The organism is Lentzea sp. HUAS TT2, assembly GCF_051853195.1.
Classification (GTDB): Bacteria; Actinomycetota; Actinomycetes; order Mycobacteriales; family Pseudonocardiaceae; genus Lentzea.
This window is the reverse complement of sequence record NZ_CP196667.1, coordinates 6,264,945-6,289,497: the sequence shown is the minus strand read 5'-3', so window position 1 is coordinate 6,289,497 and position 24,553 is coordinate 6,264,945. Positions and strand designations below refer to the sequence as shown.

Below are 24,553 nucleotides of genomic sequence, written 5' to 3'. Positions count from 1 at the left end.
TTCCTCACAACCGCCCGGCAGCATCGCCGCCATGAACCCCAGGCTGGTGATCGGCGCCGCCGTGCTGCTGCTTTCCGCGTGCAGCCAGGCCGCGCCGCCGTCCACGAACGTCGCGTCCCTGCAGTCCTCCGGCGTGGTCGCGCCCTCCTCCTCCACTGCCGCGAAGCCGGACGACGGCGAGCAGCCGCGGTTGCGCATGGACATGACCGAGGAGGAGAAGAAGCGGTTGCACGACGCTCACACCGCCTGCCTGGCCGAGAAGGACCCGGACGCCAAGGGCGAGATCCCCACCCGCAGGCAGTACAGCGAGGAGGCGTGGAAGGCCTGCGCGAAGAAGTGGCCGCTGCCGCCGTGGGAGATGGACTCGAAGAACCCGGCCTTCGCGGACAACTGGCACAAGAACGTCCAGTGCCTCAACAGCCGCGGCATGAAGGTCATCGAGACCGAGCCCGGCAGCTGGACCTACGACGGCGAGCAGACCCTGCCGGAGGACCAGCGCCGCAAGATCGAGGAGGACTGCGAGCAGGAAGTCTTCGGCGGGGGACGTAAGTGAAGCGGTGGATCATCGCCGGTGTCGTCGCGCTAGTCCTGGTCAGCGGAGTGTTAGCGCTCACCTGGACGCGTCGCGCCCCCGCTCAGTCCGCTCCCCCGCCTGCGCCGCAGACCGTTGCCGTGGTGAAGACCGATCTGACCGACGTCCGCGAGTTCAAGGCCACTCTCGGTTTCGGCGCCGCGCAGGAGGTGACCGGACGCCGTCCGGGGACGCTCACCTGGCTCCCGGCCCCTGGCACGGCCGTCGACCGCGGTGCCGCCGTGTACAAAGTGGACAACCGGCCGGTGTGGTTGTTCTTCGGTGACACCCCGTTGTGGCGCAAGCTCGACAAGGCCGGGATCAAGGGCCCGGACGTCAAGATCGTGAAGGACAACCTGGGTGCGCTCGGGTACAAGCTCGGCGGCGCGGCCGACGAGCTGACACAGGCCACGATCGACGCGGTCAAGCGCTGGCAGAAGGCCGAGAAGGTCGAGGAGAGCGGTGTGCTCGACCCCGGTGACGTCGTTGTGCTGTCGGGGAAAGTGCGCGTCGAGACGGTCACCGCGAAGCTGTCGGCGTCCGGCGAGGGTCCGCTGATGAGCGTGACCGCGACGGGCAAGGCCGTCGACGCCTCGATCGACGCGCGGCAGGCCGAAGTGTTCAAAAAGGACCTGAAGGTGACCGTGGTGCTGCCCAACGGCACCGAGACCGCGGGCACCGTGCGGTCGGTGAGCACCGAGGCCAAGTCCGAGAAGAGCAGCAGCGGCGAGGAGACCCCGGTGATCGCCGTGGACATCGGCCTGGACGCGGAGGTCGGCGAGTTCGACTCCGGCCCGGTGCGTCTGCGCGTGACGAGCACCGCACGGCAGGGCGTCCTGGCCGTGCCGGTGACCGCGCTGCTGGCGTTGCGCGAGGGCGGCTACGCCGTGCAGACCGAGGAAGGCGGGCTCGTCGCGGTGAAGACCGGCCTGTTCGCCGGCGGCCTCGTAGAGATCAGCGGCGGTGGCGTCAGCGAGGGCATGCAGGTGGTGACGACGTCATGATCCCGGTCCTCCAGATCGTCAACGCCGTCAAGGAGTACGCGGGCGGCGTGCGCGCTCTCGACGGCGTTTCCCTGACGCTGCACGAGGGTGAGGCCGTCGCGATCGTCGGCCCCTCGGGTTCGGGCAAGTCGACGCTGCTGAACCTGCTCGGCACGCTCGACCGCCCGTCCACCGGCACGGTGATGCTGGACGGCCACGACATCTCGACGCTGTCCGACCGGCAGCTCTCGGCGTTGCGCGGGCGGCGGATCGGGTTCGTGTTCCAGCAGTTCCACCTCGCGGACGGCCTCACGGCCATCGACAACGTGGCAACCGGCCTGCTCTACGCCGGCACCCCGCGCAAGTGGCGCACGGCGATGGCGACCGAGGCGCTGACCCGCGTCGGTCTCGGCCATCGGCTCAGGCACCGGCCGCACGAACTGTCCGGTGGCGAACGCCAGCGCGTCGCCATCGCACGGGCCGTGGTGAACCGCCCCGCGCTGGTCCTGGCCGACGAACCGACCGGAGCCCTGGACACGGCGACCGGAGGCGCGGTGCTGGACCTGCTGCTCGACCTGAACCACGAGGGCACGACGCTCGCCGTGATCACGCACGACCGCGAGGTGGCGGCCCGGTTACCGCGCCAGGTGGAGATCCGCGACGGCCGCATCCGCGCGGAGGTGCCCGCGTGACCCGCGCCAACCCGCGTGACGTCAAACCCACCCGGCTCAGCGTGGCCGACCTCCTGCTGCTCGGCCTGTCCCCGCTCCGGACCAGGCCGATGCGGGCCGTGCTGTCCGCGCTCGGCATCTCCATCGGCATCGCCACCCTCGTCGTGGTCACCGGCATCCCGGCGTCGAGCCGCGCCGCCCTGATGGAGGAGTTCGCCGCGCTGGGCACCAACCTGCTGCGCGCCGAGGCCGCCACCGGCACCGACAACGAGGCCGCCTCACTGCCACCGGACTCCGTCGCGATGGTCGAGCGCATCGACCCGGCCGACCAGGTCAGCGCGGTCGCGAACACGCACGCCGTGATCCGCCGCTCCGACCGCATCCCCGACTCGGAGACGTCCGGGCTGACCGTGCTCGCCACTAAGCTCAACCTCCTCGACACGATCAACGGCCGCGTGCGCACCGGCTCGTTCCTCAACGAGGCCACCGAGAAGTTCCCGGCCGTCGTGCTCGGCGACATCGCCGCCACCCGGCTCGGCATCACCGAGCCGGACGCCCAGATCAGGATCAACGACACGTGGTTCACGGTGATCGGCATCCTCGACCCCCTGCCGCTCGCGCCAGAGCTCGAACGATCGGCGCTGGTCGGCTGGGAGTCGGCGAGGAACCTCGGCTTCGACCAGCGGCCGACCGTGCTCTACCTCCGGGCGCAGGAGCCCGTGATCGACGACGTGCGGGCGGTGCTGCCGCAGACCGTCTACCCGCAGCAGCCGTCCCAGGTGCGGGTCAGCCGCCCGTCCGACGCGCTCACGGCCAAGCGCCTCACCGAGAACACCTTCTCGGCGCTGATGCTGGGTCTGGCCGGAGTGGCGTTGCTGGTCGGCGGCATCGGGGTCGCGAACACGATGGTGATCTCCGTGCTGGAACGCAAGCGCGAGATCGGGCTGCGCCGGGCGCTGGGTGCCCACCGCGGCCAGATCCGCACGCAGTTCCTGACGGAGTCGGTCGTGCTGTGCCTGCTCGGTGGCGTCGCAGGCGTGTTGTTGGGGCTGACAGGAACTGCCGGATACGCGTTCGCGCACAACTGGCCCGCGGTGATCCCCGCCGAGATGGTCCTGGCCGGGCTCGGCGCGGCGGTCGTGACGGGCGTGGTCGCCGGGGTCTATCCGGCGGTGCGGGCGTCGCGGCTCACCCCGACGGAGGCGCTCGCCGCGCCATGAGCCCATCCGACGCATCCGGCCGAGTGGAGGTAGAAAGGCTGTCATGACCTCCACGGCAGACAAAGCCAAGCGCCTTCAGGAACTGCACGCGGCACCGGAGTTGTTGCTCGTCGTCAACGTGTGGGACGCGATCACCGCGAAGGTGGTCGCCGAGACTCCCGGCACCCAGGCGCTCGCCACGCCCAGCCACGGCATCGCGGCCTCCCGCGGCTACCCGGACGGCGAGAAGATCCCCCGCGACGAGATGATCGCCGAGGTCGCGCTGATCGTGCGCGTCGCAGGGGACCTGCCGGTCACCGCCGACCTGGAAGCCGGCTACGGCGACCCCGGCGGCACGATCGCGCGGGCCATCGACGTCGGTGCGGTGGGTGCCAACCTCGAGGACCAGATGAAGCCGCTCGACGAGTCGGTGCGCGCGGTCGAGGCCGCGGTCGCCGCCGCGCAGGCCGCCGGGGTCGACTTCGTGCTCAACGCCCGCACCGACGCGTTCGTCAGGGCGGGCGACCGCGACCCTGAGGACGTGCTGGCCGAGGCGATCGCCCGCGGCCGCGCCTACCTCGACGCGGGGGCCTCGAACGTCTTCGTGCCGGGCAAGCTCGACACCACCCAGGTCGAACGGCTGGTCGAGGCGCTGGGTGAGCGCAAGGTCAACCTGATCGGCGTCCCCGGCTCGATCCCCCTGGCCACGGCGCAGAAGCTCGGCGTCTCGCGCGTGTCCTACGGGCCGTGGAGCCAGAACGTCGCACTCACCGCGCTGGCCCAGCTCGCCGAGGACGTCTACGCGGGCGGCGGACTGCCCGACGGCACCCGCAAGCTGAACTGACAGTCCTATCAGGACGCAATCCGATCAGCCTGTGGCTACGAAGTAGAGGTGTGAAACCGGGAGAGACACGTGCGACCAATCCGCACCTGCTGACCGGTGCTCACGCGCTCGGCGCGCTGACGGCCGCCGAGCGCGCCGAGTTCGAGGCACACCTGGACACGTGCCCTGGTTGCACGGCCGAGATGGCCGGACTGACCGAGACCGCGGCCCGGCTCGGCAGCGCCGTGGACCACGTCGTCCCCACAGCCCTCCGGCCGGAGGTGCTGCACGCGGTCCGGCGCACTCGGCAGGTGCCGCCGACCCCTCAGTTCGAGAGAGGTCCTTCGCGGCGCCAGAGCTTTCGACGCGCTGCGGTGCTCATCTCGGCTGCCTGCGTGGTCGCCGCGGCGGTGGCCGGTGTGCACGGCGCGCTGACCCCGTCGGTGATCACCCCGGTGGCCGCCTCTCCCCACACTCGGATCGGCGATCTGCTGGCAGCGCCTGACCTGCGGATCGTCACGGCAGGAGAGCCGGCGGCCACGGTGGCGATGTCACTCAGCCGCAACGAGATGCTCTTCCTGGCACACGGCCTGCACACGCTGTCGCGCGACCGCGTCTACCAGCTCTGGTTGAACGACGGCCACGGTCCACGATCGGCGGGCATCGCGCGTCCTGCGGACGACGTGACGTCCTTGCTCGTGAGCGGGGTCGAGGGGGTCGGCGAAGCCGTTCTCACCGTCGAGCCGGCGGGCGGTTCCCCGAGCCCGACCGGCCAGCGGGTCCTCACCCTCGCCCTTCGCTGAATCGGACGCAATCCGGTCGGGGCAGCACGCCGAATCCCGCTTGTGACCGATCACATCCTCGTCATCGGCTATGGCGACACGGGACGCAGGGCGGTGAACTCCGTGCTGGCGTCACAGCCGGACGCCCGGCTGACGGTGCTGGACACCGACTTCCTCGCTGTCGCCGAAGCCACGGCCAACGGTGCCACCGCGTTCGTCGGCGACGGGCGGGACAGATGCGCGCTCGACCGGACATCCGCCGACAGCGCCGACCGTGTCATCGTCGCGGTGCCGGACGACCTCAACGCGTTCCTGATCACGAGAGCGGTCCGGCCGTACAACCCCGACACCCTGATCGTGGTCGTCCTGCGCGAGCCGGAGAACCACGCGATCTTCGCGTCCGGCGGGATCGTCACCATCCACATGCGACAGAACACGGACGACCAGCAGACGTGAAAACTCCGGAAACCGCCTGTACAGCGCGGTTCCCGGAGTCGCGGTACTGATGCCCTGGAGATGTCAGGCGGGCATCAGGACCGAGTCGATGAGGTACACGGTCGCGTTGGCGGTCTTCACGCCGCCGCAGATGACATTGGAGTCGTTGACCTTGATGGCGTTGCCGGAGCCGGTGACCTTCACGGTGCCGGTCTGCACGGTCTTCTGGTCGCCGGCGATCTTGTCGGGCGTGATCTGGCCGGGGACGACGTGGTAGGTCAGGATCTTGGTCAGCAGCGCGTCATCGGTCTTGAGCTTCTCGATCGTCGCGGGGTCGATCTTCGCGAACGCCGAGTCGACCGGCGCGAACACGGTGAACTCGGCGCCGTTGAGCGTCGAGACCAGGTTCACCTTCGGGTTGAGCTTGCCGGACACCGCCGCGACCAGGGTCGTGAGCAGCGGGTTGTTGCTCGCGGCGACGGCGACCGGGTCGGCGGCCATGCCGCTCACGGAACCCGAACCGGACGGAACCTGCTTCGCGTAGTCGGCACAACCGGGGCCGACGAGGTCCTTGGCCGGGTCGGCCATCGCGGCCGACGACGGCGCCGACGAGGTGGCGGAGGTCGGTGCGGTGGAGGAGCTGCTGCTCGCCATGTCTCCCGAACCGCACGCCGCGCCGAACAGCGCGAGTGAGGCGGTGCCGATGGCGAGGACGGTGTTGCGGACGGTCTTGTTCATGACGGACATCTCCAAGGTGAACGGGGGTTGTTGCCTGTGATTCGCCGCCCCTAGGAGAACGGATGGGTCTGGTTATCGATCCGTTACAAACCGGTCCCATCGTCCACAGTCGACTGTCACCGCTCACTCCTCCGTGTCACAGGTACTTGTGCCACAAGGGCAATCCGGGATGTGTCCGGCTGCGAAGCACTGACATCGCACACTTCCGTCAATCCGAGTAGGCCCCACATGTTGACCCTCGCACTGATCGGTCTGATCGGCGGCCTGGTCACCGGTATCTCGCCGTGCATCCTTCCCGTCCTTCCCGTCATCTTCTTCTCCGGCGGCACCCAGAGCGCCCGTTCCACGACGCCGGGGTCAGGCGGGGTGGCCGTGGCGACCAAGCCCGCGTCGCGCACCCGGCCCTACCTCGTGATCGCCGGACTCGTCGTCAGCTTCAGCCTCGTCACGCTGTTCGGCTCGCTGCTGCTGACCGTCCTCAACCTGCCGCAGGACGTGCTGCGCTGGGGCGGCATCGTCGTACTCGTCCTGATCGGCATCGGCCTGATCGTGCCGCGCTTCGAGCAGCTGCTGGAGAAGCCGTTCTCCTGGATCCCGCAACGCAACCCGGACGCGACCCGCGGCGGCTTCACCCTCGGCCTGGCGCTGGGCGCCGTCTACGTTCCTTGCGCCGGACCGGTCCTGGCCGCCATCACCGTGGCCGGCTCGACCGGCCGGATCGGCACCGAGACCGTCGTGCTGACGCTCACGTTCGCCGTCGGCGCGGCCATCCCGCTGCTGATCTTCGCGCTCGCCGGCCGCCGCGTCGCCGAACGCGTGCAGTCCTTCCGCAAGCGCCAGCGCGGCATCCGCATCACCGCCGGCGTCGTGATGATCGCGCTCGCGTTCGGCCTGGTGTTCAACCTGCCGCAGCTGCTGCAGCGCGTGATCCCGGACTACACCAGTTCGTTGCAGGACAAGGTGAACAACTCCGAGCAGGTCAAGCGCGCGCTCAACCTCGGCGGCCTGGTCAACGACCAGAACAAGGACCTCGACAAGTGCTCCGACGGCGCCCCGGAGCTGGAGAGCTGCGGCACCGCACCGGACATCACCGGCATCCAGCAGTGGGTCAACTCCCAGCCACTGGAGCTGAAGTCGTTGCAGGGCAAGGTCGTCATGCTCGACTTCTGGGCCTACTCCTGCATCAACTGCCAGCGCTCCATCCCGCACGTCGTCGCCTGGGACAAGGCCTACCGCGACGCCGGCTTGGAAGTAATCGGCGTCCACTCCCCCGAGTACGCGTTCGAGAAGGAAGCGGACAACGTCGAGGCCGCCGCGAAGAACTTCGGCATCACCTACCCGGTCGCCCTGGACAACAACCTCGGCACCTGGACCAACTACCGCAACCGCTACTGGCCCGCGCACTACCTCATCGACGCCCAGGGCACCGTGCGGCACATCAAGTTCGGCGAAGGCGACTACAAGGTCACCGAGAAGCTCATCCGCCAGCTGCTGATCGACGCCAACCCCGAAACGAAACTCCCGGCCGCCACCGAACTGGCCGACGACACCCCGGACAACGCCGACATCACCCGCGAGACCTACCTCGGCTCCACCAAGCGCGTGAACTTCGCCGGCACCGAGCAGTACACCAGCGGCGACAAGTCCTTCCAGTTCCCCGAGAACCAGGCCACCGACACGTTCGCGCTCTCCGGCGCCTGGAAGCTCGACACCCAGTCCATCACCCCCACCGGCGACTCCGGGCAGATCAAGCTCAACTACCGCGCCAAGGAAGTCCGGATGGTCCTGTCCGGCAAGGGAACCGTCACCATCCAGAACGGCGACCAGACCAAGACCATCCAGGTCGACGGCACCCCGAACTCCTACCAGCTCCTGGCCACGACGACGATCCAAAGCGGCTCGCTCACCGCAACGGTCGGCCCCGGCGTCCAGGCCTTCTCCTTCACCTTCGGATGATCAGGAACATCACCATGACACTCGCCGACGTGACCACCGATTCCTTCGACAGCGACGTTCTGGGCGCGGACAAGCCCGTGCTGGTCGACTTCTGGGCGCCCTGGTGCGGCCCGTGCAAGTCGCTGAGCCCGGTCGTCACCGACATCGCCCAGGAACACCAGGACAAGATCTCCGTGGTGAAGGTCGACATCGATGCCCACCCCGACATCGCGGTCCGCTACAGCGTGCTCAGCATCCCCACCCTGATGCTGTTCTCCGGCGGAGAGCCCGTCGCAACTCTCACCGCACCACGCAAGCGCGCCGACATCGTCAAGGCGCTGTCGACCTGGCTCTGAACACCAGCGACCACACCGCGATGGTGCGGACCGGGGTCGTGGGGCCTGGTGAGCCACCTCGGTCATCAGGCGAACGAAAGCGGAATGCCGCCAGAGCTGGGATCTACCAGCCCCAGCGCGATGCCCGCTCGCCCGGTTGGCGCGGGTGTTGTGGTGCCAGGTCGAGAAAGTGGAACGCGGGCAACGGACCGGTGCAGATCGCTGTGACGCCGTCCAGTGCGGCGACAACGTCTCGCACGGCCTCGACCTTGCCGAGCGGAACCAGGTACGCGCGGTGTTCCTCGGTGTGCACAGGCGGGTCGAGCAGTGCCACCGCGAGAGCGATGGCTGACACTGCTGCGAGCATTCCGTCGGCCTGGTTCCGACGCCAGGCCACGATCTGTCTGGCGATCCGTTCGCCCTGTGCGATGGTGGCGGCGAGATCGGTCCCGCCGCCGGTGAAGCCGCTCTCGTTGTGGATGGCGCGTAGTGCGGTGTCCTCGTCGAACACCAGGCGCACATGCATCTCCGCCACACCGTCGAGCTGGTTCAGCCGGTCTCGTACCGTCGGCACGGACAGCGCGTGCACGGCGGCACGGGCGGCGGTCTCGTCCACAGCGGTGGTGCCGATGCGCAGCGGCACCACCGGTCCGTCCGGTAACAGCGCGCACAACCCTGCCAGGTCGTCGACGGCCTCCTGCTCGGTCAGCACGCGGCCATCGGGATGCTCGCTGACGACGACGGCGACGTCCTCCAGCTCGACCAGCCGGAACGACGAACCGTCCGGCAGTCGATGGGTCGCGCGGACGACGGCGTGCAGGTGCAGGCTCACGGTTGGACTTCCTCCGCTGGCACCGGGGTGACCACGGCGGGGGTGACCATGGCAGGGACCGCGGAGGCCAGCAGGCCGTAGGTGCCGCCGATGCCCTGGGAGACGGGCGGCGGTACGACCGCTCCTCGCCGGACCGTCTCCAGGCGGTGCATGGCCTCCAGGTACCGGATGTAGGTGTCGACGCTGGCGATCACGACCTTGATCTCGATGGCCAGGATCTCGATGCCGATCAGCGAGACGCGCACCGACGCGTCGATCACGAGTCCCTTGTCCAGCAGGACGTTCAGCACGTCGGCCAGGCCGCCCGAGTTCTGCGTGGCGGGAGCGGTCACGATGATGTCCTCTCTTCGTGCAGCAGGCTCGCGATGTCGACGGGAAGCCGTACCGCGGAGGTGTCCGGTTCTCCGAGTGCTTCGCGCAGCGCCACGAACTGGCGTTGCAGCGAGACCAGCGCCAGGCCGAGGTTCTCGACCTCCACGTCGGTGAGGGTGCCGGCGTCCACCCGGCGCAGCGCTTGGCGTTCGAGCAGTTCACACACGATCTCCAGGACCGCCACGACGATCCGGCCGAGCCCTTTGCCCGCGTCCTGCGCGCTCACCGGGCGCTGCCCAGGCCGATCAGCAGCAACCGCAGGTCGAGCCGGATCAGCTCGACACCCGCGAGCGTGATGACCACGTCGCCGCGCACGACCGCACCCCGGTGCACGACGCGGTCGAGCAGGTCGACCAAGGTCGTGGTGCTGTGTTCAGGCATCGGCGAACTCCACTCTCGTGAACGAGTACGGCGGCCACGGCCCGGTGATCTCCGCCGACAGCCCCAGTTCCCCGGTCAGCCGGTGGACCTCGGCTCGGAAGTCCTCCTCGCTTCCGGTGTCGACCAGGTACGCCGCCTCGAGGAGCAGATCGCCCGCGAGCTCGCGGAAGGTGCTCTCGGCGGCTCGCCTGGACAGTTCCTGATGCACGACAGCGACGTCACGACGGGCGTTCTCGGCGGCGGCCAGCAGTGCACGCCGCTGCACCAGGTAGGCCGTTCCCGACACCCCGTCCAGGTTCACCGGTTCACGCGCGGCCGCGCGGACCCGCACACCCCACTCCTGCCGTCCCTCCACTCCGTCCAGCCAGGCCAGCGCCTCCACGTGACGGGCACTGAGCAGTTGTACGGCGGCGTCGGCGCCGTCGAGGACGGTGCCGAACCGCAACGGCAACACCGGTTCGTGCCGGAACACGGTGCGCACCACGGCGTCGTGCTCGCGGACCAGCACGGCCAACGGGCTGTCCTCGTCGAGTTCGTCGCAGTCGAGCCCGGTGAACCGGTCGAGGTCCACCTCGGCCACGACCAGAGCCAGGCCCCGATGGCTGATCAGCCAGGCCCCTTCCAGGTCGATCTGGCGGGCCCTGGTGATCGCGTAGGCGTACAGGCCGCGTCTCACGCCCGTTCCTCCCCCAGTGCCCGCTCCAACGCCGCGACGCGGTCGCGCAGGTCGGCGTTCGCCTGGGCCAGCTCGTTCTTCCCGATATCCGGATCCACTGCTTTCGGCGTGAAGAACGGATCGTTCGTCCACCAGTCCATTCCCATTTCACGCGCTGTCTGCGCGGATGCGATGAACAGCCGAACCCGCAGCGTGAGGAGCTCGATGTCCACCACGCACACGGCAATGTCGCCGACGATCACGACGCCTTTGTCGAGAACCCGTTCCAATGTGTCGGCGAGCGAACTGGATGTGTTGTTCACCTCTCGCGACCATCCCGTCACATGTCAGTAGTTCCACGGGTGTAGCGCCTGAGTCGCTCGCAGGCGCACAGCTCACCGGTCGGGTCGACGTCGACGCGATAGGTGGCGATGATGCTGGTGGTGGCGGGGATTCGTTCGAGCTCGACGACGTCGACCAGCACCGACCAGCCGCCATCCGGCAGCGCGCGTATCCCCGAAACAGCTTCCGGCGCCCTGCCGAACAGAGCACCGAACTGCTCAGTCGCAGCGCGAATGGCGAATGGCGCGCTCAACTTCTCAGGTTTGCCAGGTGGATGAGTATCGTTCGATTCTACGCCCACTAGAAACATCTTAGGCATACGGGACCGAGCGTTGCCGGAATTGCCAACAAGAACATTTGACACATTCACTCGCGCTGTCGAACGAGTCGAATACTGGTCCGGCTGTCCCTTGCCTGCTGTGCCGAAAGGCGTCTCACCCGCGTCCGTTGGAACGCACGACAGCGGCCGGCGGGGACGTGGCCGGTCGCGGTCCTGTCCTTGGTGTTCACCGGGAGGAGCAGTGCGGCGGGCGCTGAGGCCGGACCGGCCCGGGTAGTAGTACTGGCTGCCGTCGTCGACCCTGGCCCCTTCCACGGGGCGCTCGCCGCGCCGTGAGAAACAACGCGTGCTCGAATGTCGACTTCCAGAGGTCTCGTTCGTCCTCGGTAAGACGACTGGAGGGCACGCGTGCACTACATGTTCTTGATCTACAACTGCGAGGACCGCCCGCACCCCGGCGACCCGAGGTTCGAGGAGATCCTCACGCGGGTGAACGCGTTCGCCGACGAGTGCCGGCGGCGGGGCGTGTTCGTGTCCGGTGACCCGCTGAAGCCCGTGGCCACCGCGACGACGGTGCGGGTGCGGGACGGCAAGGCGCTGCTCACCGACGGGCCGTTCGCGGAGACGCACGAGCACCTCGGCGGGTACTACCTGCTCGACTGCCGTGATCTCGACGAGGCGCTGGAGCTGGCCGAGATGATCCCGCAGGCGCACTTCGGCGCGACGATCGAGGTGCGGCCCGTCGACCACATCCCCGGCCTGAACCACGGGGTGGCATGAGCGATCTCGCGTCGGCCGCGGTCGAACGGGTGTACCGCGAGCACCGGTCCCGGATGCTCGCGGCGCTGGTGCGGGCGCTGGGCGACTTCGAGCTGGCCGAGGACGCGTTGCAGGAGGCATGTTCGCAGGCGTTGCGGAAATGGCCGCGTTCACAAGTGCCGGACGACCCGTTCGCCTGGCTGCTCACCGTGGCCCGCAACCACGCCCTGGACCGGCTGCGGCACGTTCGGATGACCCGCACGAAGCTGCCCGCGCCCCCGGAGCCGGTCACGATGACGGAGAAACAGCTCGTCGACCTCGGTGACGAGCGCCTGAGCCTGATCTTCACCTGCTGCCACCCGGCACTCGCGGAGGACGCTCGGCTGGCGCTGACACTCCAAGCCGTCGCGGGGTTCACGGCGGCGCAGATCGCCCGCACGTTCCTCGTGGCCGAACCCGCGCTGGCCCAGCGATTGGTCAGGGCCAAGCGCAAGATCCGCGACGCCGGGATCACGTTCGAGGTGCCCGCCGACCACCTGCTGCCCGAACGGCTGCAGGGTGTGCTCGGGGTGCTCTACCTGATCTTCACGCGCGGCTACACGACAGCGGACGCGGCGTTGCGGCTGGAGGCGTTGCGGCTCGGCAAGCTCGTGGCCACGTTGATGCCCGACGAACCGGAGGCGCACGGCCTGGTGGCGTTGATGCTGCTGCACAACTCGCGCAGCGCCGCGCGGCTCACTCCCGACGGTGATCTCGTGCTGTTCGAGGACCAGGATCGGTCGCTGTGGAACACCGATGAGACCTCGGAGGGCATGGCGCTGCTGGACCGCGCGCTGCGGTTCGGCTCGCCCGGCCCGTACGTGCTGCACGCCGTGATCGCCGCGTTGCACGTGCAGGATCCGGTCGACTGGGGGCGGGTGGCCGCCCTGTACGCCGAACTCCTCGCGGTGGCACCGACTTCGGTGGTCGAGCTCAACCACGCCGTCGCCGTCGCGATGGCCGAGGGGCCCGCGGCCGGGCTGGCGTTGATCGACGGGATCACCGGCCTGGACTCCTACCACCTGCTGCACTCCGCCCGTGCCGACCTGCTGCGCCGGCTGGGCCGGCGCGCCGAAGCCGTTGCGGCGTACCGGCTCGCGCACGACCTGGCGGTCAGCCCCGCCGACCGCCGGTTCCTCGCCGGGCGGCTGCGTTCCCTGGAGGTCTCCTGATGCGACTGCGCGTGCTCGACCACGGCCACCGGCTGCCTGCCAGGGCGTTCTTCCGGCTGACGGGGCTGGTGTCGCGCGTCCCGATGTCGGACGTGCCGAAGACCCTGTTGTACCGCCCGGAGTTCTTCGGCGCGGTGTTCCTCGACCTGAGCGCGCAGGCGATGCGCGGGCCGTCGTTCTGGACGGCGGGCGAACGCGAGTACATGGCGCAGCGCACTGCTGAGCGGCTGCGCTGCCCGTATTGCGCCGTCACGCACGCCGAACTGGTCAAGATCGCCGGTGATCCTTCGCCGTTGCGACCGGAACTCGTTGCGGCGCTCGCGTTCCTGGAGGACATGACGCCTCCGCAGGGCGTGCCGCACGAGGCGATGCTGGAAGCGTTGAAGGTCGACCTGGTCTGGCAGGTGGTGAACAGGCTCGCGAACGCGTTCGGGTTCGCGCTGCTGCCGGGCCAGCTGGAGTCGGGCACCCGGTCACTGCACAGGTTCGGCTACCGGTTCCCGCGCTTCCTCACCGGACCGGGCTCCGGCTCCGCCGCCGAACTCCGCCGCGCCGTGCTGGAGGCGCCGGCCCGCACGACGACCGGGCTCCGGCGGGCGGCCGCGGCTGGTGATGCGTGGGGTTCCTACGCGGCAACGGTTCGCACCGCCTCCTACCGCCTCACCGACGAGGACATCAACCGCCTCAGGCAGGACCACACCGAGGACGAGATCTTCGAGGTCACCGTCGCCGCCGCCGTCGGTGCCGCGCTCGACCACCACGACCACGGCTTGAAGGTTCTCGGCCGCTGATGTCGAGTTCCGGCCCGCCCGCTCGTCCTTCGTTCGTCAGCACCGACAACCGAAGGAGCGATCGAGATGTCCGGACAGGTCAACTGGTTCGAGCTGCCCGCCGACGACACGGCGCGGGCACGGGCGTTCTACGCGGGCGTGTTCGGCTGGGAGACCAGCCAGATGGGCGAGGACTACCACTTCGTCACGAACGGCGCGGCCGGCGCGATCGCGGTCAGGGACGCCCAGCTCACCCAGCCGCGGATCTACTTCCACACCACGGACATCGACGCGTCCGTGCGCAAGATCTCCGAGCTGGGCGGCAAGGCCGACGACGTGCAGACGGTGCCGGACGTCGGCCGCATCGCCCACTGCTCGGACGACCAGGGCACGCCGTTCAGCCTGTACGAACCGCGGGGCTGACCCGGGAGGCAGGCGTGCCGGGTCCGTCCGTCCTCTTCGGACTCGGCCGCCGCCGGGTTAACATCATCCCCATGCCAGATGTCGGCGTCCTTTCCGCGCACCTGCTCTCGGGCTTCCAGAAGGAGCTCTTCACCCGCCTCGCCGAGGCGGGCCACGAGCACCTGCGCCCGCGCCACGGCGCCGTCATGGCCTACATCTCCGAGGACGGCACGCGGGCGAGCGAGCTGTCCGAACGTTCCGGCCAGCACAAGCAGGTCGTGGGCACGCTGATCGACGAGCTGGAACGCCTCGGCTACGTCACCCGCCAGCCCGATCCCGCGGACCGGCGCGCGAAGCTGGTCGTACCGACCGAGCTGGGCCTCGACCAGATGGCGCAGGCCCGCAGGATCATCGCCGAGATCGAGGCGCGGCTCGCCGAACTCGTGGGTGGCGCGCGGTTCGCCGAGTTCAAGAAGGTGTTCGGCGAGGTCGCGCGCTCCTACGAACGGGACTAACGGACGGTCTTCAGCATCTCGTCGACGGCGCCGGTGACGATGTCCGGGCGTTCGGTGACGATTCCCTCGTGCGAGGTGTTCTCGGCGACCACGTGCTTCCGGTTCGGTCCGGCCTGCGCGAACCGGGCCTGGCCGTCCCGCCACAGCTGCGCCGCGTCGGGCGAGTCGGCGAACGGGGTCTGGGACGCGACGATCGCGGTCACCGGCACGTCCTTCGGCCAGGCGAGCTTGTGGAAGACGCGGTGGACCTGGGCGTAGTCGGCCATCACGGCCAGCAGCTGCCGGTTCTTCTTGGTCGAGGGCTGGGCATGCAGGGCGGTCTTCTGCTTCTCGATGACCGGTGCGAACGCCGTCAGCATCTCGTCGGTGAAGAAGTCCGGCACGTTCGCGTCGACGAGAACCGCGCCGCGCACCCAGCCGGGGTTCTTGTTCACGAAGTTCGTGGCCACCTCACCCGCGATCGAGTGCGAGACCAGGACAACGTCCTTGGTCACGCCGAGTTCCTTGAGGCCGGCCTCCAGGTCCGACACCGCGTTCTCCACCCGCCACGGTCCCGACACCTCGTCGCTCTCGCCCTCGCCGGCCCGGTCGTAGGTGATGACCTTCGAGCCGGTGGCCTTGGCCAGTCGTGGTGCCAGGTCCTTCCAGTACGACGAGCTGAGGCCGCCGCCCGCGTCCAGGACCAGTGCGGGCAGCTTCCCCTCCGTCACGTGGAAGACCACTTCGTGCTCGGCATTCGTCACCTTGCGAGTGGTGGACTCGGGTGCGCTCGTCGTGCCGGAGGGGGTGCTGCTCGCGGCGTTCGGTGTGGAGCAGGCCGCGAGCGAGACGGCCACCAGGATCGTGGTGGCGGCGATCGCCTTGCGGCGCAAAGGATTCGTGTTGTCGGCCATGGCGAGAACACTAGGAATCCCGCGCCCGTTCGAGGATCCGGTCAACCACCGTTTCGTGGTAGTGGAAACTCCACTGTGCGAAACGCGGCTGTCCGGCGATGATCGGAGCGTGATGACCGACCCCGGTGCGACTCTCCTCGTGCGACTGAGGCAACTGGGCTGGTCACTGGTGCTGCTGCTGGGAGCGGCCGCGGGAGCCTCGCTGGCCACGCTCTGGATCACGTCGACGTCGGTCATCGTGCTCGGGGCCGGAATCCCGCTCACCCTGCTCGCGACGGTCCTGGTCCGCTGGTTCGCCGACCTGCACCGCCAGTGGGCCGGCGACCGTCTCGGCGAACCGGTGCCCCGCTCCTACCTACCGCTCCCACCCACGTGGAGGCGACTGTGGACGATCCTGCGCGATCCGGCGAGCTGGCGGGACTGGGCGTGGCTGGTGGTCAACTCGCTCACCATCTGGGTCACCAGCGGCCTGTCCGTCGTGATCTTCCTGCTCGGTGTGGCCGCTCTGATCTATCCGATCCTCTACGGGCTGACCCCGCCCCAGGTGCTCCGCACACCCCTGGGCGAGGGATTCCGCCTGGACAGCGTCCAGAAGTCGTTCGCCCTGGTCCCGCTCGGCGCGGTGCTGCTCCTGCTCTGGTACGCCACCTCCGCGCCGCTGGCGAACCTGAACGCCCTGGTGATCCGCTCGCTGCTCGGCCCGACCGAACAGGCGCGGCTGCGGGCTCGCGTCGCACACCTGGCCGCCACACGGGCCGAGACCGTCGACGCCCAGGCCGGTGAGCTGCGCCGGATCGAACGGGACCTGCACGACGGCGCGCAGGCCCGTCTGGTCTCACTCGGGATGAGCCTGGGCCTGGCGAAGCAGCTGCTGGACGATGATCCGCAAGCCGTCAGGCAGATGCTGTCCGACGCCCAGACGGTGACCGCCGACGCGCTGACCGAACTGCGCGACCTGGTCCGCGGCATCCATCCGCCGGTGCTGGCGGACCGCGGCCTGGACGGCGCGCTGAGGGCACTGGCCCTGGTCAACCCCATCGAGACCACCGTGGTGACGCGCCTGCCAGGACGACTGCCCGCCCCGGTGGAGTCGGCGGCCTACTTCGCCGTCAGCGAGGCCCTGTCGAACGCCATCAAGCACGCGGGCGCCGGCCACATCCGGATCGAGGTGGAGCTCACCGCGGGAGAGCTGGTGATGCTGGTGTCCGACGACGGGCGCGGCGGCGCGACCGTCGAGGCGGGCACCGGCCTGCGCGGCGTCGCCCGCCGTCTGGCGGCCTTCGACGGCACCCTGACCGTCCACAGCCCGCGTGGAGGTCCCACCGAGATAAGGATGTCGCTGCCGTGCGCATCGTCATAGCCGAGGACCTGGCCCTGCTCCGCGAGGGGCTGATCAGGATCTTCCAGGCCAACGGGTTCGAGGTCCTGGAGGCCGTCGACAACGGCCCCTCGCTCCTCCGTGCCCTGACCGCCCACCGCCCGGACATCGCCATCGTGGACGTCCGCCTGCCCCCGACCTTCACGGACGAGGGCCTGCGCGCCGTGATCGAGGCGCGCGAGGAGGTCCCCGGCCTGCCCGTCATGGTGCTGTCGCAGTACGTCGAACAGTTCTACGCCAGGGAACTCATGGCCGACCGCGCCGGGGCCGTGGGCTACCTGCTCAAGGACAGGGTCATGGTGGTCGACCAGTTCGTCGCCGACGTCCGGAAGGTCGCCGCCGGCGGAACGGTCATGGACCCCGACGTGGTCTCCGCACTGGTGACCCGCCGCTCGGCGGACCCCGACCTGAGGACGCTGTCTCCCCGCGAACAGGAGGTCCTCTCGCTGATGGCCCAGGGCCGTTCCAACGCGGCGATCGCGGCCCGGATGTTCGTCACCGAGAAGACCGTCAGCAAACACACCTTCAGCATCTTCACCAAGCTCCACTTGGAACAGTCGGATGACGACAACCGCCGCGTCCTGGCCGTCCTCGCGTACCTGGAAGGCTGAACCGCACTCAGCCGATCACGATCTCCTCGCGGTGCGCGCTCAGGAAGTCCTTGAGCGTCAACCATCCCGGCACGAGTGCGCGAGTCTGCACGGTGTCGCGGCGCGGCAGGATGTGCGTGTCGAACTCCGCGTAGTACTGGTACATGTTCCCGATCTCCGCAGCCTCGCGGAACCCGAGCGCACGGAAGTCGTCGTGCGACAACGGCTCGTAGGCGACGTCCTCCCCGAGCACCTCGCTGAACGCCTGCGCGACCTCCTGGCCGGTCAGGTGCTCGACGCCGAGCCCGATCGTCTGCCCGATGGTGGCCTCGGGGTGCTTGAGCACGCTCACCACCGCCTTGCCGATGTCCTCGGAGGCGATCCCGGAGATCCGGCTCTCCCCCATCGGCAACGACAGCTTCAGCGACCCGTCGGCCGCGCGGTGCGGCGCCATGCCCTGCAGCAGGTTGTTCCAGTAGAACGACATCCGCACGTACGTCGTCGGCAGCCCCGCCTGCTCGAACAACGCGTCCGCCTCGCCACCCTTCACGTCGAAGTGCGGCACCTTGTACTTCTCGTCGAGCGTCGGCATCCGGTCGTCGTCGAGCGAGATCACCTCGCGGGTGTCCTCCAGCGTCGACCACACGACGTGCTTGAGGCCCTCTGCGGCGGCTACGAGGTTCTGAACCTCTTCCAGTTCCTTGGCCGCGGACATGTGCGTGAAGAACGGCGTCACCAGGTAGGCGCCGTACGCGCCGTCGAACGCCTTCCGCAGGCTCTCCACGTCGTACAGGTCGGCCTGGACGACCTCGGCGCCCAGTTCGGCGAGCTTCCGGGCCGCCGGCGATTCGGGGGTACGGGCGAGAGCGCGCACCGCGAACTCCCCGTCGGCCAGCAGTTCCCTGGCGACCGCGCCGCCTTGCTCGCCAGTCGCCCCCACCACAGCAATGATCTTCTTCTCGCTCATGCGTCCACCATATAGTCACTTTTCAGTGACTATCAAGTCCGGTGACCAAGTCGTTTGGGTGTAACCCGTGCCACACCGCTGGCGATAGGGCTTCCAGTCGCTCAGCGGAGGTATGCGGATGTCGCGCCCGGCCCTGTTCTCGTACGAAGGCGCTCTGCGGGTGCTCGGCAAGTACGACCGACCTTGGCTGGACAAGGCCGACACGTTCCTGGGCGTCAGCATCCTGGTGGGCGGCGCGGTCGAGCCGAGCATCTTCAGCCTGGTGGACCCCAAGAACGAGGCCACGTCCTGTCTGCGCAAGATCCTCGACGGGGTGACCGACAAGCTCACCGGCCTGTCCGGGACTCACCGGCACGAACTGATCGCGGCAGCTCACACGATCATCGTCGTGACCTCGGTCTTCGAGGCGTTCAACGAGAGACTGGGCAAATACTTCGACAAGCTCGAGGTCACTGACAGCGAGAAGTTCCGCATTCTGCACGCGAAACCACCACACGGCCGGAAAGAAATCTCGGCCATACCCGCTCTCACCTCTATCGCCGCACCGATGCCGAGCGCCACCCGTGGCTTCTACGAGAACATCGACGCACGTGGAGCGCTGCGCGAGTTCCTCGCACACGCGATTCTGGACGTGCACAGGTTCCTGAACAAGCTGGCAAACCGACCCGACAAGGCCGACACATCCCTGGGCCCTACCCTTATCAGAGCGCGCGAAATCTATTTTCACCACTATTTAGGGATCGCTGCAGCCATACCCGAATTCAGGATCTGGGCGCTGCTCGGCGAGCACGCAGCAACGCGCGCCAGGTTCGAGCAGGGACATGCCGAGCTCTCGCGGGAACTGACCGCTGCCCGTACGGAGTCCCTGGAGCTGTTCGCTCGACTGATGGCACAGCTCTCGCCTGAGCACTCCGCACCGAGCCAGAAGTTCCGCAAGAGTTTCAAAGACCTCGCCGAGGCGGTTCTCCACAGACCGATCATCGGGTCCAACATCGATCCGTCCTCGGTCGAGGCGGTGTTTCCGACAGTCGAGGACGGCTTCATCGTCCCCGGCTATCGTCTCGCGGTCTACGACGGCGACACCGTGGCGTCATCAGGAGCCTGGTGGAACGAGAGGACCGAGGTTCGCAACGACCTCGACGTGTTCCTGGCGGCTCACCTGGCGGGGCCGGGCAGCACCGCCGGTCCACTGCTCGTCCTCGGCAATCCCGGCGCGGGCAAGTCGCTGTTGATGGAGGTGCTCGCCGCCCGGCTGCCGGAAGATCAGTTCACCGTCGTCCTCGTGCCGCTGCGCAAGGTCAGGGCCGAGGACCGCGTTCACGACCAGATCGAGACGGCACTGCGCCCGGTCCTCGGGAAGGGCGTCGACTGGGAGGAGTTGGCGGAAGCCTGTGGCGACAGCGTTCCCGTGATCCTGCTCGACGGCTTCGACGAGCTGATCCAGGCAAGTGGTGTGCAGCAGTCGACGTATCTCCAGCAGGTCAAGGAGTTCCAGCAGCAGCAAGCCGTGCTGGGCAGGCCGGTCGCCGTCGTGATCACCTCGCGCATGCTCGTCGCGGACCGGGCACGCATCCCCATCGGCGTACCGATCGTGAAGCTGGAGGAGTTCGATGACGGCCGTATCGAACGCTGGCTGAACACTTGGAACACCACGAACATCAACACCCAGGGCTTCCACCTCCTCGACCTCGCAGCGCTGAGCCACCACAAGGAACTGGCTCGGCAACCTCTGCTGCTCTTGATGCTCGCGATCTATGCGGCCGATCCAAGCCAACCGCCGCTCAACGACGAGAACCTGTCGAACTCCGAGTTGTACCGGCGCCTGATCGCCATGTTCGTCGCGCGGCAAGTCGGCCAGAAGGGCCGTGAGCCGCTGGCGCCCGCGCTCGTCGAGCAGGGCTCCGCCGAGAGTGCCTGGCGGCTGGGCATCGCCGCGCTCGCCATGTTCAACCGCGGCCATCAGTACGTCACGGCGACCGAGCTGAACGACGATCTCGCTGTGTTCGCGCCAAAACAGTCAACGAGGTCGAGCACGACCTTCGACATTCCCATCGACGACGCCGACCGCACTGTGGAGAATTTCTTCTTCATCCACTCCCCCGCGCGCAACGACGGAGCCACAGCCGAACTGCGCACGTATGAGTTCCTGCACTCAACCTTTGGCGAGTACCTCATCGCCGAAGTGACTATAAAGCTGTTGCGTCAGCTGGCCGCCGCTCAGGCACTGCCCACCGCCAACCCGTACCAGCTCTCCGCTCCGCCGGACGACTCGCTGTTGTACGCCCTGATCTCACATCAGGCGTTCATCAAACGAAAGCCGATCATCGAGTTCGCGCGCGGCTTGTTCAGCACCCTGCCGGACGGCGAGCGGGACTGCGTGCTCCGAACGCTCGACGACCTGATTCAAGCCTGCCAGCACCGCCCTCCGAACGACCCCTATCTGGCTTACCGCCCGGCCGCCTCCACGATCATCACCCGCATCGCCCGTTACTCCGCCAACCTTGTCTGTCTTCGCGTGCTGCTGGACGAGGATGTGCCGACATCGATCGCCGATCTGTTCGGTCAGGACCACGACAGCCCGTTGGCGGGCTGGCGAGCGACTGTCCATCTGTGGAAGTCCGGACTGGACGAGGAAAGCTGGAACGAGGTGATCAGCAGGCTCACTCTGTTGGAGGCCGATGCATGGTTCATCGTTCGAGAGCGCGATGACAGCACACCTGCCGTGCAAGAGGCACGGTTGCTAGGCGACCCCGCGCTGGAAATGGCCTTGCACGCCGGCGAGCTGTTCATAAGCTCCGACGCCACCACCAATCGCCAGGAACAGAGTCTCGTCACGCCACTCGTCCACCTGTTGCTCAGTGCCTCTGCATGCAGAGGCACTGAGCGGACCGTTCCCGATCCCGTGCGCACCCTTTACGGGATCCTCGACAGTCTGGACACCGGTACCCGGATGAACATCAACACGGCAAACCTCCTGGCGCTCGCGCTGTCCAGAGACGCGTCGAAGCTCCCCCGCGAAGTCGTCGAACGCGCATTAGGACATCTGGTGCCCCGAACTAAGGAGGAGATCGACACAGCCGCGCTCACCGGAACCGAACTGGTGTCGATCTTGTGCGCCCATCCGGACCTCGTCGACTCCAGCAGAGTGTCGCCGGACCTGCTGTCCCGGATGTTCGCGCAGTGGAGCGGGGCGGCGATGAACTCGGTGATCCTGGTATGGGCGACCTCGAACTCCTCGGACAGTCGGGTGAATGACGCGTTCCGGGACTTTGCACGGGTGGTTGAACAAACCGCCGCGCCGTACATCGGACGAGCCATGACCACCTACTTGCCCATAGAAGCCTTCGAATACCTGGCCGAACCGCGCACGGTCGAACCTGCGATCAACGAGTCCCTGCTCAACACGCTCAATACGAACGTCGCTGCAGCAGCCGATGAGGTGAGCCCGCCGACCATCCTCAGGTTGATCGAAAGATTTTCGGACGCGGTACCCGAAAGTCGGACAGCGGAGTTCGTTTCGCGCTACCTGGAGGGCCGCACGCTGGAAGTCAGCGCGGACGAGCAGGCTGCGATGGAGCGGTTGCGGGAACTGGCCGGCTAGGCGTCGAAGCGCTGACGAGCGCCCTCGATCTCGGTGAGATAGCGGCTGGTCCAGTTACACATCGCGTCCACCGTCGCCCGCAACGCCTGCCCCGGCTCGGTGAGCGTGTAGTCGACCCGCGGCGGCACGGTCGGGTGCACGACCCGCAGCACGAGCCCGTTGCGCTCCAGCAACCGCAGGTTCTGGGTCAGCATCTTGTGACTGATCCCGTCCACCTCGGTCTTGAGCTCCGTGAACCGCTTCGTCGTGTCACCGATGGTCTCGACGATCAACAGCGCCCACTTGTTAGCGATGTCGGAGAAGATCTCGCGCGCAAGAGAATCCGCACGGGCCAGATCGCCGCTGAGCTGCTTGCTCACCTTCAGGTGCCCCACTCTCGAAAAAGTGCGTTCTTCCAGGTCAGCCTTCACTCTCCTACGGTGACCGAGTAACCACAAGAGAGCATTCAGGAGAACCCGAAATGGCCGTCACGCTCATCAACCCCGACGCGCTGCCGCAGATCGACGTCTACCACCACGTGGCCGTCGCGAGCGGGGCGAAGACGATCTACCTGGCCGGGCAGGTCGCCTGGGACGCCGAGCCCGACCTCGCCCTGCAGACCGAGCAGGCCTATGTGAACGTTCACACCGCACTCAAGGCGGCGGGAGCGAGCTTCAAGGACCTGGTCAGGGTCCGGGTGTACGTCGTCGGCTGGACGCCCGACAAGATGCCGGAGCTCCTCAAGGGCATCGAGAACGCCATGGCCAGGGTCGGCGAGAAGGCGACGCCGCCGGCCACGTTGATCGGGGTGGCGACACTGGACGTGCCGGAGCACCTGGTCGAGGTCGAGGCGACCGCCGTGGTCGACTGATTTACCGGCGGCTAACCGGGAACGCGCAGGCTCCCGCCGAACGAGGAGGAGCACCCATGCGCAAGATCCTGGCCACGGCGGCGATCGCGGCAGCAGTCGCCACCGTGCTGACCGGCACCGCCCAGGCCGAGACCAACCGGGCCTGTCCCAGCGCCGACCAGATCGGGTCGACCGCCTACGTGAAGAACGGCAGCACGACGGTCGCGTCGGTCAAGCAGTACGCGGGCTGTGGCAAGAACTACTCCTACGTGTACGTGTGGGATTCGTGGATCTCCAGTCACGGCAGGGACTTCGTGCTTCGCACGTACGTGCAGACGCGGCCGAACAACTCGAACGGCTACAAGACCGGCGCGCGTGGGCAGCAGGAGTTGTGGTCGGGCGGGGCCGACACGCTCGACGTGTGCACGCGCGCTCACGGTGAGGTCGACGGGAGCAGCTACTTCCTGTTCGCCAAGACCAGCGAGCGCTGCTAGGCGGAACGGAACTCCGCCAGGCCGTCGATGACCTCGACGGCAGCGGTGGTGCGCCCGGCCGGACTGTGCCGGTCGGGCCCGTACTCCGGCAGCCGGGTCTTGCCGACGCGCAGACTCGTGTCGTAGGCCCGGACGTGCTGCACGCATTGGCATTCGCCCGCCAGCCGAACAGAGCAGGTGAAGGCGGCGCGCAGCCGGTCGACGTCGGCCGTGGGAAGCACCGAGGACCAGACCATCACCTCGTCGTCCTCGCCGAACACCACGAAACCGTCGTAGCTGAAGGAACGCAGCTCGCCGACCGAGCACGCGCGGCAGTACAACACGCGCGTGTAGTCGTGCGAGCGTTCGAAAGGCCCGCGTTCGCGGATGTTGACGACGAGGTCCTGCTGGCCCGAGCAGATCAGGCAGAGGTCCGACCAGCTGCTCATCGGCGCATGCTGATCAGCAACGCGAGCGCCGCCGACAACGCGATGAGAGCGCCCACAACCAGTTGGTTGAGCCAAACGGTCGCAGCGCCGCCGTCCCCTCGCATCAACGCGACGACGATCAGCCACCCGGCCAGGCCGATCGTGATCGGCCGCAGCAGCGGCACGTCCAGCGGCGCCATCGCGCGCACCATGCCGAGCAGCATGATCACGACGGCCAGTCCCATGGACACCCAGTACGGGCGGAAGGCGTGCGTCGACGCGCTGAAGTGCAGGACCGGCGGTGCGGCGATCAGCCACACTCCCGCCAGGAAGGCGGTGACACCGGCCCTGCTCTCGACGGTTCGTCCGTGAAGATCCCCCACGCGAGTAATTCTCACCTCTC

The 24,553-nt window shown here is 68.0% G+C and carries 32 protein-coding genes; 19 read left to right on the top strand and 13 right to left on the bottom strand.

The window, feature by feature from the left end; all coding sequences use genetic code 11:
- Positions 1-31 precede the first annotated feature (31 nt).
- Genes ACSHWB_RS30630 through ACSHWB_RS30600 form a run of 7 tightly spaced genes read left to right on the top strand, consistent with a single transcriptional unit; the run spans position 32 to position 5,485 of the window.
- On the top strand, positions 32-553 hold the full coding sequence (locus tag ACSHWB_RS30630) for a hypothetical protein (RefSeq protein WP_439656743.1): 522 nt from the start codon (positions 32-34) through the stop codon (positions 551-553).
- Positions 550-1,575, top strand: coding sequence for a peptidoglycan-binding protein (locus ACSHWB_RS30625; RefSeq protein ID WP_439656742.1), 1,026 nt, complete (start codon positions 550-552; stop codon positions 1,573-1,575). The genes ACSHWB_RS30630 and ACSHWB_RS30625 overlap by 4 nt, the downstream gene beginning before the upstream one ends.
- A complete protein-coding gene (locus ACSHWB_RS30620) occupies positions 1,572-2,246 on the top strand; it encodes an ABC transporter ATP-binding protein (RefSeq protein ID WP_439656741.1) in 675 nt (224 codons plus the stop codon). Before ACSHWB_RS30625 ends, ACSHWB_RS30620 begins: the two co-directional genes overlap by 4 nt.
- A complete protein-coding gene (locus tag ACSHWB_RS30615; protein WP_439656740.1) occupies positions 2,243-3,445 on the top strand; it encodes an ABC transporter permease in 1,203 nt (400 codons plus the stop codon). The genes ACSHWB_RS30620 and ACSHWB_RS30615 overlap by 4 nt, the downstream gene beginning before the upstream one ends.
- Positions 3,446-3,488: 43 nt before the next feature.
- Entirely contained in the window at positions 3,489-4,268 is a 780-nt protein-coding gene (locus tag ACSHWB_RS30610; RefSeq protein ID WP_439656739.1) for an isocitrate lyase/PEP mutase family protein, read from the top strand.
- 50 nt (positions 4,269-4,318) lie between these two features.
- Positions 4,319-5,050, top strand: a complete 732-nt coding sequence (locus tag ACSHWB_RS30605) for an anti-sigma factor (RefSeq protein WP_439656738.1) — start codon at positions 4,319-4,321, stop codon at positions 5,048-5,050.
- 42 nt (positions 5,051-5,092) lie between these two features.
- A complete protein-coding gene (locus ACSHWB_RS30600) occupies positions 5,093-5,485 on the top strand; it encodes an NAD-binding protein (RefSeq protein ID WP_439656737.1) in 393 nt (130 codons plus the stop codon).
- A gap of 63 nt (positions 5,486-5,548) precedes the next feature.
- Here ACSHWB_RS30600 and ACSHWB_RS30595 read toward each other — a convergent pair whose 3' ends face one another.
- Positions 5,549-6,202, bottom strand: a complete 654-nt coding sequence (locus tag ACSHWB_RS30595) for a fasciclin domain-containing protein (RefSeq protein ID WP_439656736.1) — start codon at positions 6,200-6,202, stop codon at positions 5,549-5,551.
- 228 nt (positions 6,203-6,430) lie between these two features.
- Here ACSHWB_RS30595 and ACSHWB_RS30590 point away from each other — a divergent pair, with 228 nt between their 5' ends.
- A complete protein-coding gene (locus tag ACSHWB_RS30590; RefSeq protein WP_439656735.1) occupies positions 6,431-8,158 on the top strand; it encodes a cytochrome c biogenesis protein DipZ in 1,728 nt (575 codons plus the stop codon).
- Positions 8,159-8,187: 29 nt separating this feature from the next.
- Positions 8,188-8,493 (top strand): thioredoxin, encoded by a 306-nt coding sequence (gene trxA, locus ACSHWB_RS30585; RefSeq protein WP_439656734.1) that lies wholly within the window; start codon positions 8,188-8,190, stop codon positions 8,491-8,493.
- A gap of 103 nt (positions 8,494-8,596) precedes the next feature.
- Here the strand turns inward: trxA and ACSHWB_RS30580 are convergent, their stop codons facing one another.
- Genes ACSHWB_RS30580 through ACSHWB_RS30550 form a run of 7 tightly spaced genes read right to left on the bottom strand, consistent with a single transcriptional unit; the run spans position 8,597 to position 11,364 of the window.
- Positions 8,597-9,304, bottom strand: coding sequence for a GvpL/GvpF family gas vesicle protein (locus ACSHWB_RS30580; protein ID WP_439656733.1), 708 nt, complete (start codon positions 9,302-9,304; stop codon positions 8,597-8,599).
- Positions 9,301-9,636: a gas vesicle protein GvpJ gene (gene gvpJ / locus ACSHWB_RS30575; RefSeq protein WP_439656732.1), complete on the bottom strand. Its 336-nt coding sequence runs from the start codon at positions 9,634-9,636 to the stop codon at positions 9,301-9,303. The genes ACSHWB_RS30580 and gvpJ (ACSHWB_RS30575) overlap by 4 nt, the downstream gene beginning before the upstream one ends.
- On the bottom strand, positions 9,633-9,902 hold the full coding sequence (locus ACSHWB_RS30570; RefSeq protein WP_439656731.1) for a gas vesicle protein K: 270 nt from the start codon (positions 9,900-9,902) through the stop codon (positions 9,633-9,635). Before ACSHWB_RS30570 ends, gvpJ (ACSHWB_RS30575) begins: the two co-directional genes overlap by 4 nt.
- The gene (gene gvpJ, locus ACSHWB_RS30565; RefSeq protein ID WP_439656730.1) at positions 9,899-10,057 is read right to left on the bottom strand and encodes a gas vesicle protein GvpJ; all 159 of its coding nucleotides are present in this window, start codon (positions 10,055-10,057) and stop codon (positions 9,899-9,901) included. Before gvpJ (ACSHWB_RS30565) ends, ACSHWB_RS30570 begins: the two co-directional genes overlap by 4 nt.
- On the bottom strand, positions 10,050-10,733 hold the full coding sequence (locus tag ACSHWB_RS30560) for a GvpL/GvpF family gas vesicle protein (RefSeq protein WP_439656729.1): 684 nt from the start codon (positions 10,731-10,733) through the stop codon (positions 10,050-10,052). Before ACSHWB_RS30560 ends, gvpJ (ACSHWB_RS30565) begins: the two co-directional genes overlap by 8 nt.
- A complete protein-coding gene (locus ACSHWB_RS30555; protein WP_439656728.1) occupies positions 10,730-11,035 on the bottom strand; it encodes a gas vesicle protein in 306 nt (101 codons plus the stop codon). The genes ACSHWB_RS30560 and ACSHWB_RS30555 overlap by 4 nt, the downstream gene beginning before the upstream one ends.
- A gap of 17 nt (positions 11,036-11,052) precedes the next feature.
- Complete coding sequence (locus ACSHWB_RS30550) at positions 11,053-11,364, bottom strand: gas vesicle protein (protein WP_439656727.1); 312 nt, start codon at positions 11,362-11,364, stop codon at positions 11,053-11,055.
- 387 nt (positions 11,365-11,751) lie between these two features.
- Here ACSHWB_RS30550 and ACSHWB_RS30545 point away from each other — a divergent pair, with 387 nt between their 5' ends.
- From ACSHWB_RS30545 to ACSHWB_RS30525, 5 genes are all read left to right on the top strand, one after another.
- Positions 11,752-12,114: a YciI family protein gene (locus ACSHWB_RS30545; RefSeq protein WP_439664696.1), complete on the top strand. Its 363-nt coding sequence runs from the start codon at positions 11,752-11,754 to the stop codon at positions 12,112-12,114.
- Complete coding sequence (locus ACSHWB_RS30540; RefSeq protein WP_439656726.1) at positions 12,111-13,304, top strand: RNA polymerase sigma factor; 1,194 nt, start codon at positions 12,111-12,113, stop codon at positions 13,302-13,304. Before ACSHWB_RS30545 ends, ACSHWB_RS30540 begins: the two co-directional genes overlap by 4 nt.
- Entirely contained in the window at positions 13,304-14,095 is a 792-nt protein-coding gene (locus ACSHWB_RS30535) for a hypothetical protein (protein ID WP_439656725.1), read from the top strand. Before ACSHWB_RS30540 ends, ACSHWB_RS30535 begins: the two co-directional genes overlap by 1 nt.
- Before the next feature lie 66 nt (positions 14,096-14,161).
- Positions 14,162-14,497, top strand: coding sequence for a VOC family protein (locus ACSHWB_RS30530; RefSeq protein ID WP_439656724.1), 336 nt, complete (start codon positions 14,162-14,164; stop codon positions 14,495-14,497).
- A gap of 71 nt (positions 14,498-14,568) precedes the next feature.
- Positions 14,569-14,991: a MarR family winged helix-turn-helix transcriptional regulator gene (locus ACSHWB_RS30525; RefSeq protein ID WP_439656723.1), complete on the top strand. Its 423-nt coding sequence runs from the start codon at positions 14,569-14,571 to the stop codon at positions 14,989-14,991.
- Here the strand turns inward: ACSHWB_RS30525 and ACSHWB_RS30520 are convergent.
- Positions 14,988-15,884 carry an alpha/beta fold hydrolase gene (locus ACSHWB_RS30520; RefSeq protein WP_439656722.1) on the bottom strand — a complete coding sequence of 299 codons (897 nt, stop codon included), beginning with the start codon at positions 15,882-15,884 and terminating at the stop codon, positions 14,988-14,990. The genes ACSHWB_RS30525 and ACSHWB_RS30520 overlap by 4 nt on opposite strands.
- Before the next feature lie 112 nt (positions 15,885-15,996).
- On the opposite strand from ACSHWB_RS30520, the gene ACSHWB_RS30515 reads away from it, so the two are divergent.
- Together ACSHWB_RS30515 and ACSHWB_RS30510 are read left to right on the top strand one after the other, a co-directional pair.
- The gene (locus tag ACSHWB_RS30515) at positions 15,997-17,244 is read left to right on the top strand and encodes a sensor histidine kinase (protein WP_439664695.1); all 1,248 of its coding nucleotides are present in this window, start codon (positions 15,997-15,999) and stop codon (positions 17,242-17,244) included.
- Positions 17,229-17,873, top strand: a complete 645-nt coding sequence (locus ACSHWB_RS30510; RefSeq protein ID WP_439656721.1) for a response regulator — start codon at positions 17,229-17,231, stop codon at positions 17,871-17,873. The genes ACSHWB_RS30515 and ACSHWB_RS30510 overlap by 16 nt, the downstream gene beginning before the upstream one ends.
- A 7-nt stretch (positions 17,874-17,880) precedes the next feature.
- On the opposite strand, the gene ACSHWB_RS30505 is transcribed toward ACSHWB_RS30510, so the two are convergent.
- Positions 17,881-18,819, bottom strand: coding sequence for an NmrA/HSCARG family protein (locus tag ACSHWB_RS30505; RefSeq protein WP_439656720.1), 939 nt, complete (start codon positions 18,817-18,819; stop codon positions 17,881-17,883).
- Positions 18,820-18,937: 118 nt separating this feature from the next.
- Here ACSHWB_RS30505 and ACSHWB_RS30500 point away from each other — a divergent pair, with 118 nt between their 5' ends.
- A complete protein-coding gene (locus ACSHWB_RS30500; RefSeq protein WP_439656719.1) occupies positions 18,938-22,420 on the top strand; it encodes an NACHT domain-containing protein in 3,483 nt (1,160 codons plus the stop codon).
- On the opposite strand, the gene ACSHWB_RS30495 is transcribed toward ACSHWB_RS30500, so the two are convergent.
- Positions 22,417-22,794: a winged helix-turn-helix transcriptional regulator gene (locus tag ACSHWB_RS30495; RefSeq protein WP_439656718.1), complete on the bottom strand. Its 378-nt coding sequence runs from the start codon at positions 22,792-22,794 to the stop codon at positions 22,417-22,419. The genes ACSHWB_RS30500 and ACSHWB_RS30495 overlap by 4 nt on opposite strands.
- Before the next feature lie 86 nt (positions 22,795-22,880).
- On the opposite strand from ACSHWB_RS30495, the gene ACSHWB_RS30490 reads away from it, so the two are divergent.
- Together ACSHWB_RS30490 and ACSHWB_RS30485 are read left to right on the top strand one after the other, a co-directional pair.
- A complete protein-coding gene (locus ACSHWB_RS30490) occupies positions 22,881-23,270 on the top strand; it encodes a RidA family protein (protein WP_439656717.1) in 390 nt (129 codons plus the stop codon).
- A gap of 56 nt (positions 23,271-23,326) precedes the next feature.
- Complete coding sequence (locus tag ACSHWB_RS30485; RefSeq protein WP_439656716.1) at positions 23,327-23,743, top strand: hypothetical protein; 417 nt, start codon at positions 23,327-23,329, stop codon at positions 23,741-23,743.
- On the opposite strand, the gene ACSHWB_RS30480 is transcribed toward ACSHWB_RS30485, so the two are convergent.
- A complete protein-coding gene (locus ACSHWB_RS30480; RefSeq protein WP_439656715.1) occupies positions 23,740-24,171 on the bottom strand; it encodes a hypothetical protein in 432 nt (143 codons plus the stop codon). The two genes, ACSHWB_RS30485 and ACSHWB_RS30480, sit on opposite strands and share 4 nt — an antisense overlap.
- On the bottom strand, positions 24,168-24,533 hold the full coding sequence (locus tag ACSHWB_RS30475) for an SPW repeat domain-containing protein (protein ID WP_439656714.1): 366 nt from the start codon (positions 24,531-24,533) through the stop codon (positions 24,168-24,170). The genes ACSHWB_RS30480 and ACSHWB_RS30475 overlap by 4 nt, the downstream gene beginning before the upstream one ends.
- Positions 24,534-24,553: the final 20 nt, after the last annotated feature.

Excerpts from the sequence above, each read along its gene's own strand:
- ACSHWB_RS30630 (WP_439656743.1), top strand. The coding sequence starts at position 32 with ATGAACCCCAGGCTGGTGATCGGCGCCGCCGTGCTGCTGCTTTCCGCG.
- ACSHWB_RS30620 (WP_439656741.1), top strand. The coding sequence starts at position 1,572 with ATGATCCCGGTCCTCCAGATCGTCAACGCCGTCAAGGAGTACGCGGGC.
- ACSHWB_RS30610 (WP_439656739.1), top strand. The coding sequence starts at position 3,489 with ATGACCTCCACGGCAGACAAAGCCAAGCGCCTTCAGGAACTGCACGCG.
- ACSHWB_RS30595 (WP_439656736.1), bottom strand. The coding sequence starts at position 6,202 with ATGAACAAGACCGTCCGCAACACCGTCCTCGCCATCGGCACCGCCTCA.
- ACSHWB_RS30590 (WP_439656735.1), top strand. The coding sequence starts at position 6,431 with ATGTTGACCCTCGCACTGATCGGTCTGATCGGCGGCCTGGTCACCGGT.
- gvpJ (WP_439656730.1), bottom strand. The coding sequence starts at position 10,057 with ATGCCTGAACACAGCACCACGACCTTGGTCGACCTGCTCGACCGCGTC.
- ACSHWB_RS30550 (WP_439656727.1), bottom strand. The coding sequence starts at position 11,364 with ATGTTTCTAGTGGGCGTAGAATCGAACGATACTCATCCACCTGGCAAA.
- ACSHWB_RS30545 (WP_439664696.1), top strand. The coding sequence starts at position 11,752 with ATGTTCTTGATCTACAACTGCGAGGACCGCCCGCACCCCGGCGACCCG.
- ACSHWB_RS30540 (WP_439656726.1), top strand. The coding sequence starts at position 12,111 with ATGAGCGATCTCGCGTCGGCCGCGGTCGAACGGGTGTACCGCGAGCAC.
- ACSHWB_RS30535 (WP_439656725.1), top strand. The coding sequence starts at position 13,304 with ATGCGACTGCGCGTGCTCGACCACGGCCACCGGCTGCCTGCCAGGGCG.
- ACSHWB_RS30530 (WP_439656724.1), top strand. The coding sequence starts at position 14,162 with ATGTCCGGACAGGTCAACTGGTTCGAGCTGCCCGCCGACGACACGGCG.
- ACSHWB_RS30525 (WP_439656723.1), top strand. The coding sequence starts at position 14,569 with ATGCCAGATGTCGGCGTCCTTTCCGCGCACCTGCTCTCGGGCTTCCAG.
- ACSHWB_RS30520 (WP_439656722.1), bottom strand. The coding sequence starts at position 15,884 with ATGGCCGACAACACGAATCCTTTGCGCCGCAAGGCGATCGCCGCCACC.
- ACSHWB_RS30515 (WP_439664695.1), top strand. The coding sequence starts at position 15,997 with ATGACCGACCCCGGTGCGACTCTCCTCGTGCGACTGAGGCAACTGGGC.
- ACSHWB_RS30505 (WP_439656720.1), bottom strand. The coding sequence starts at position 18,819 with ATGAGCGAGAAGAAGATCATTGCTGTGGTGGGGGCGACTGGCGAGCAA.
- ACSHWB_RS30500 (WP_439656719.1), top strand. The coding sequence starts at position 18,938 with ATGTCGCGCCCGGCCCTGTTCTCGTACGAAGGCGCTCTGCGGGTGCTC.
- ACSHWB_RS30490 (WP_439656717.1), top strand. The coding sequence starts at position 22,881 with ATGGCCGTCACGCTCATCAACCCCGACGCGCTGCCGCAGATCGACGTC.
- ACSHWB_RS30485 (WP_439656716.1), top strand. The coding sequence starts at position 23,327 with ATGCGCAAGATCCTGGCCACGGCGGCGATCGCGGCAGCAGTCGCCACC.
- ACSHWB_RS30480 (WP_439656715.1), bottom strand. The coding sequence starts at position 24,171 with ATGAGCAGCTGGTCGGACCTCTGCCTGATCTGCTCGGGCCAGCAGGAC.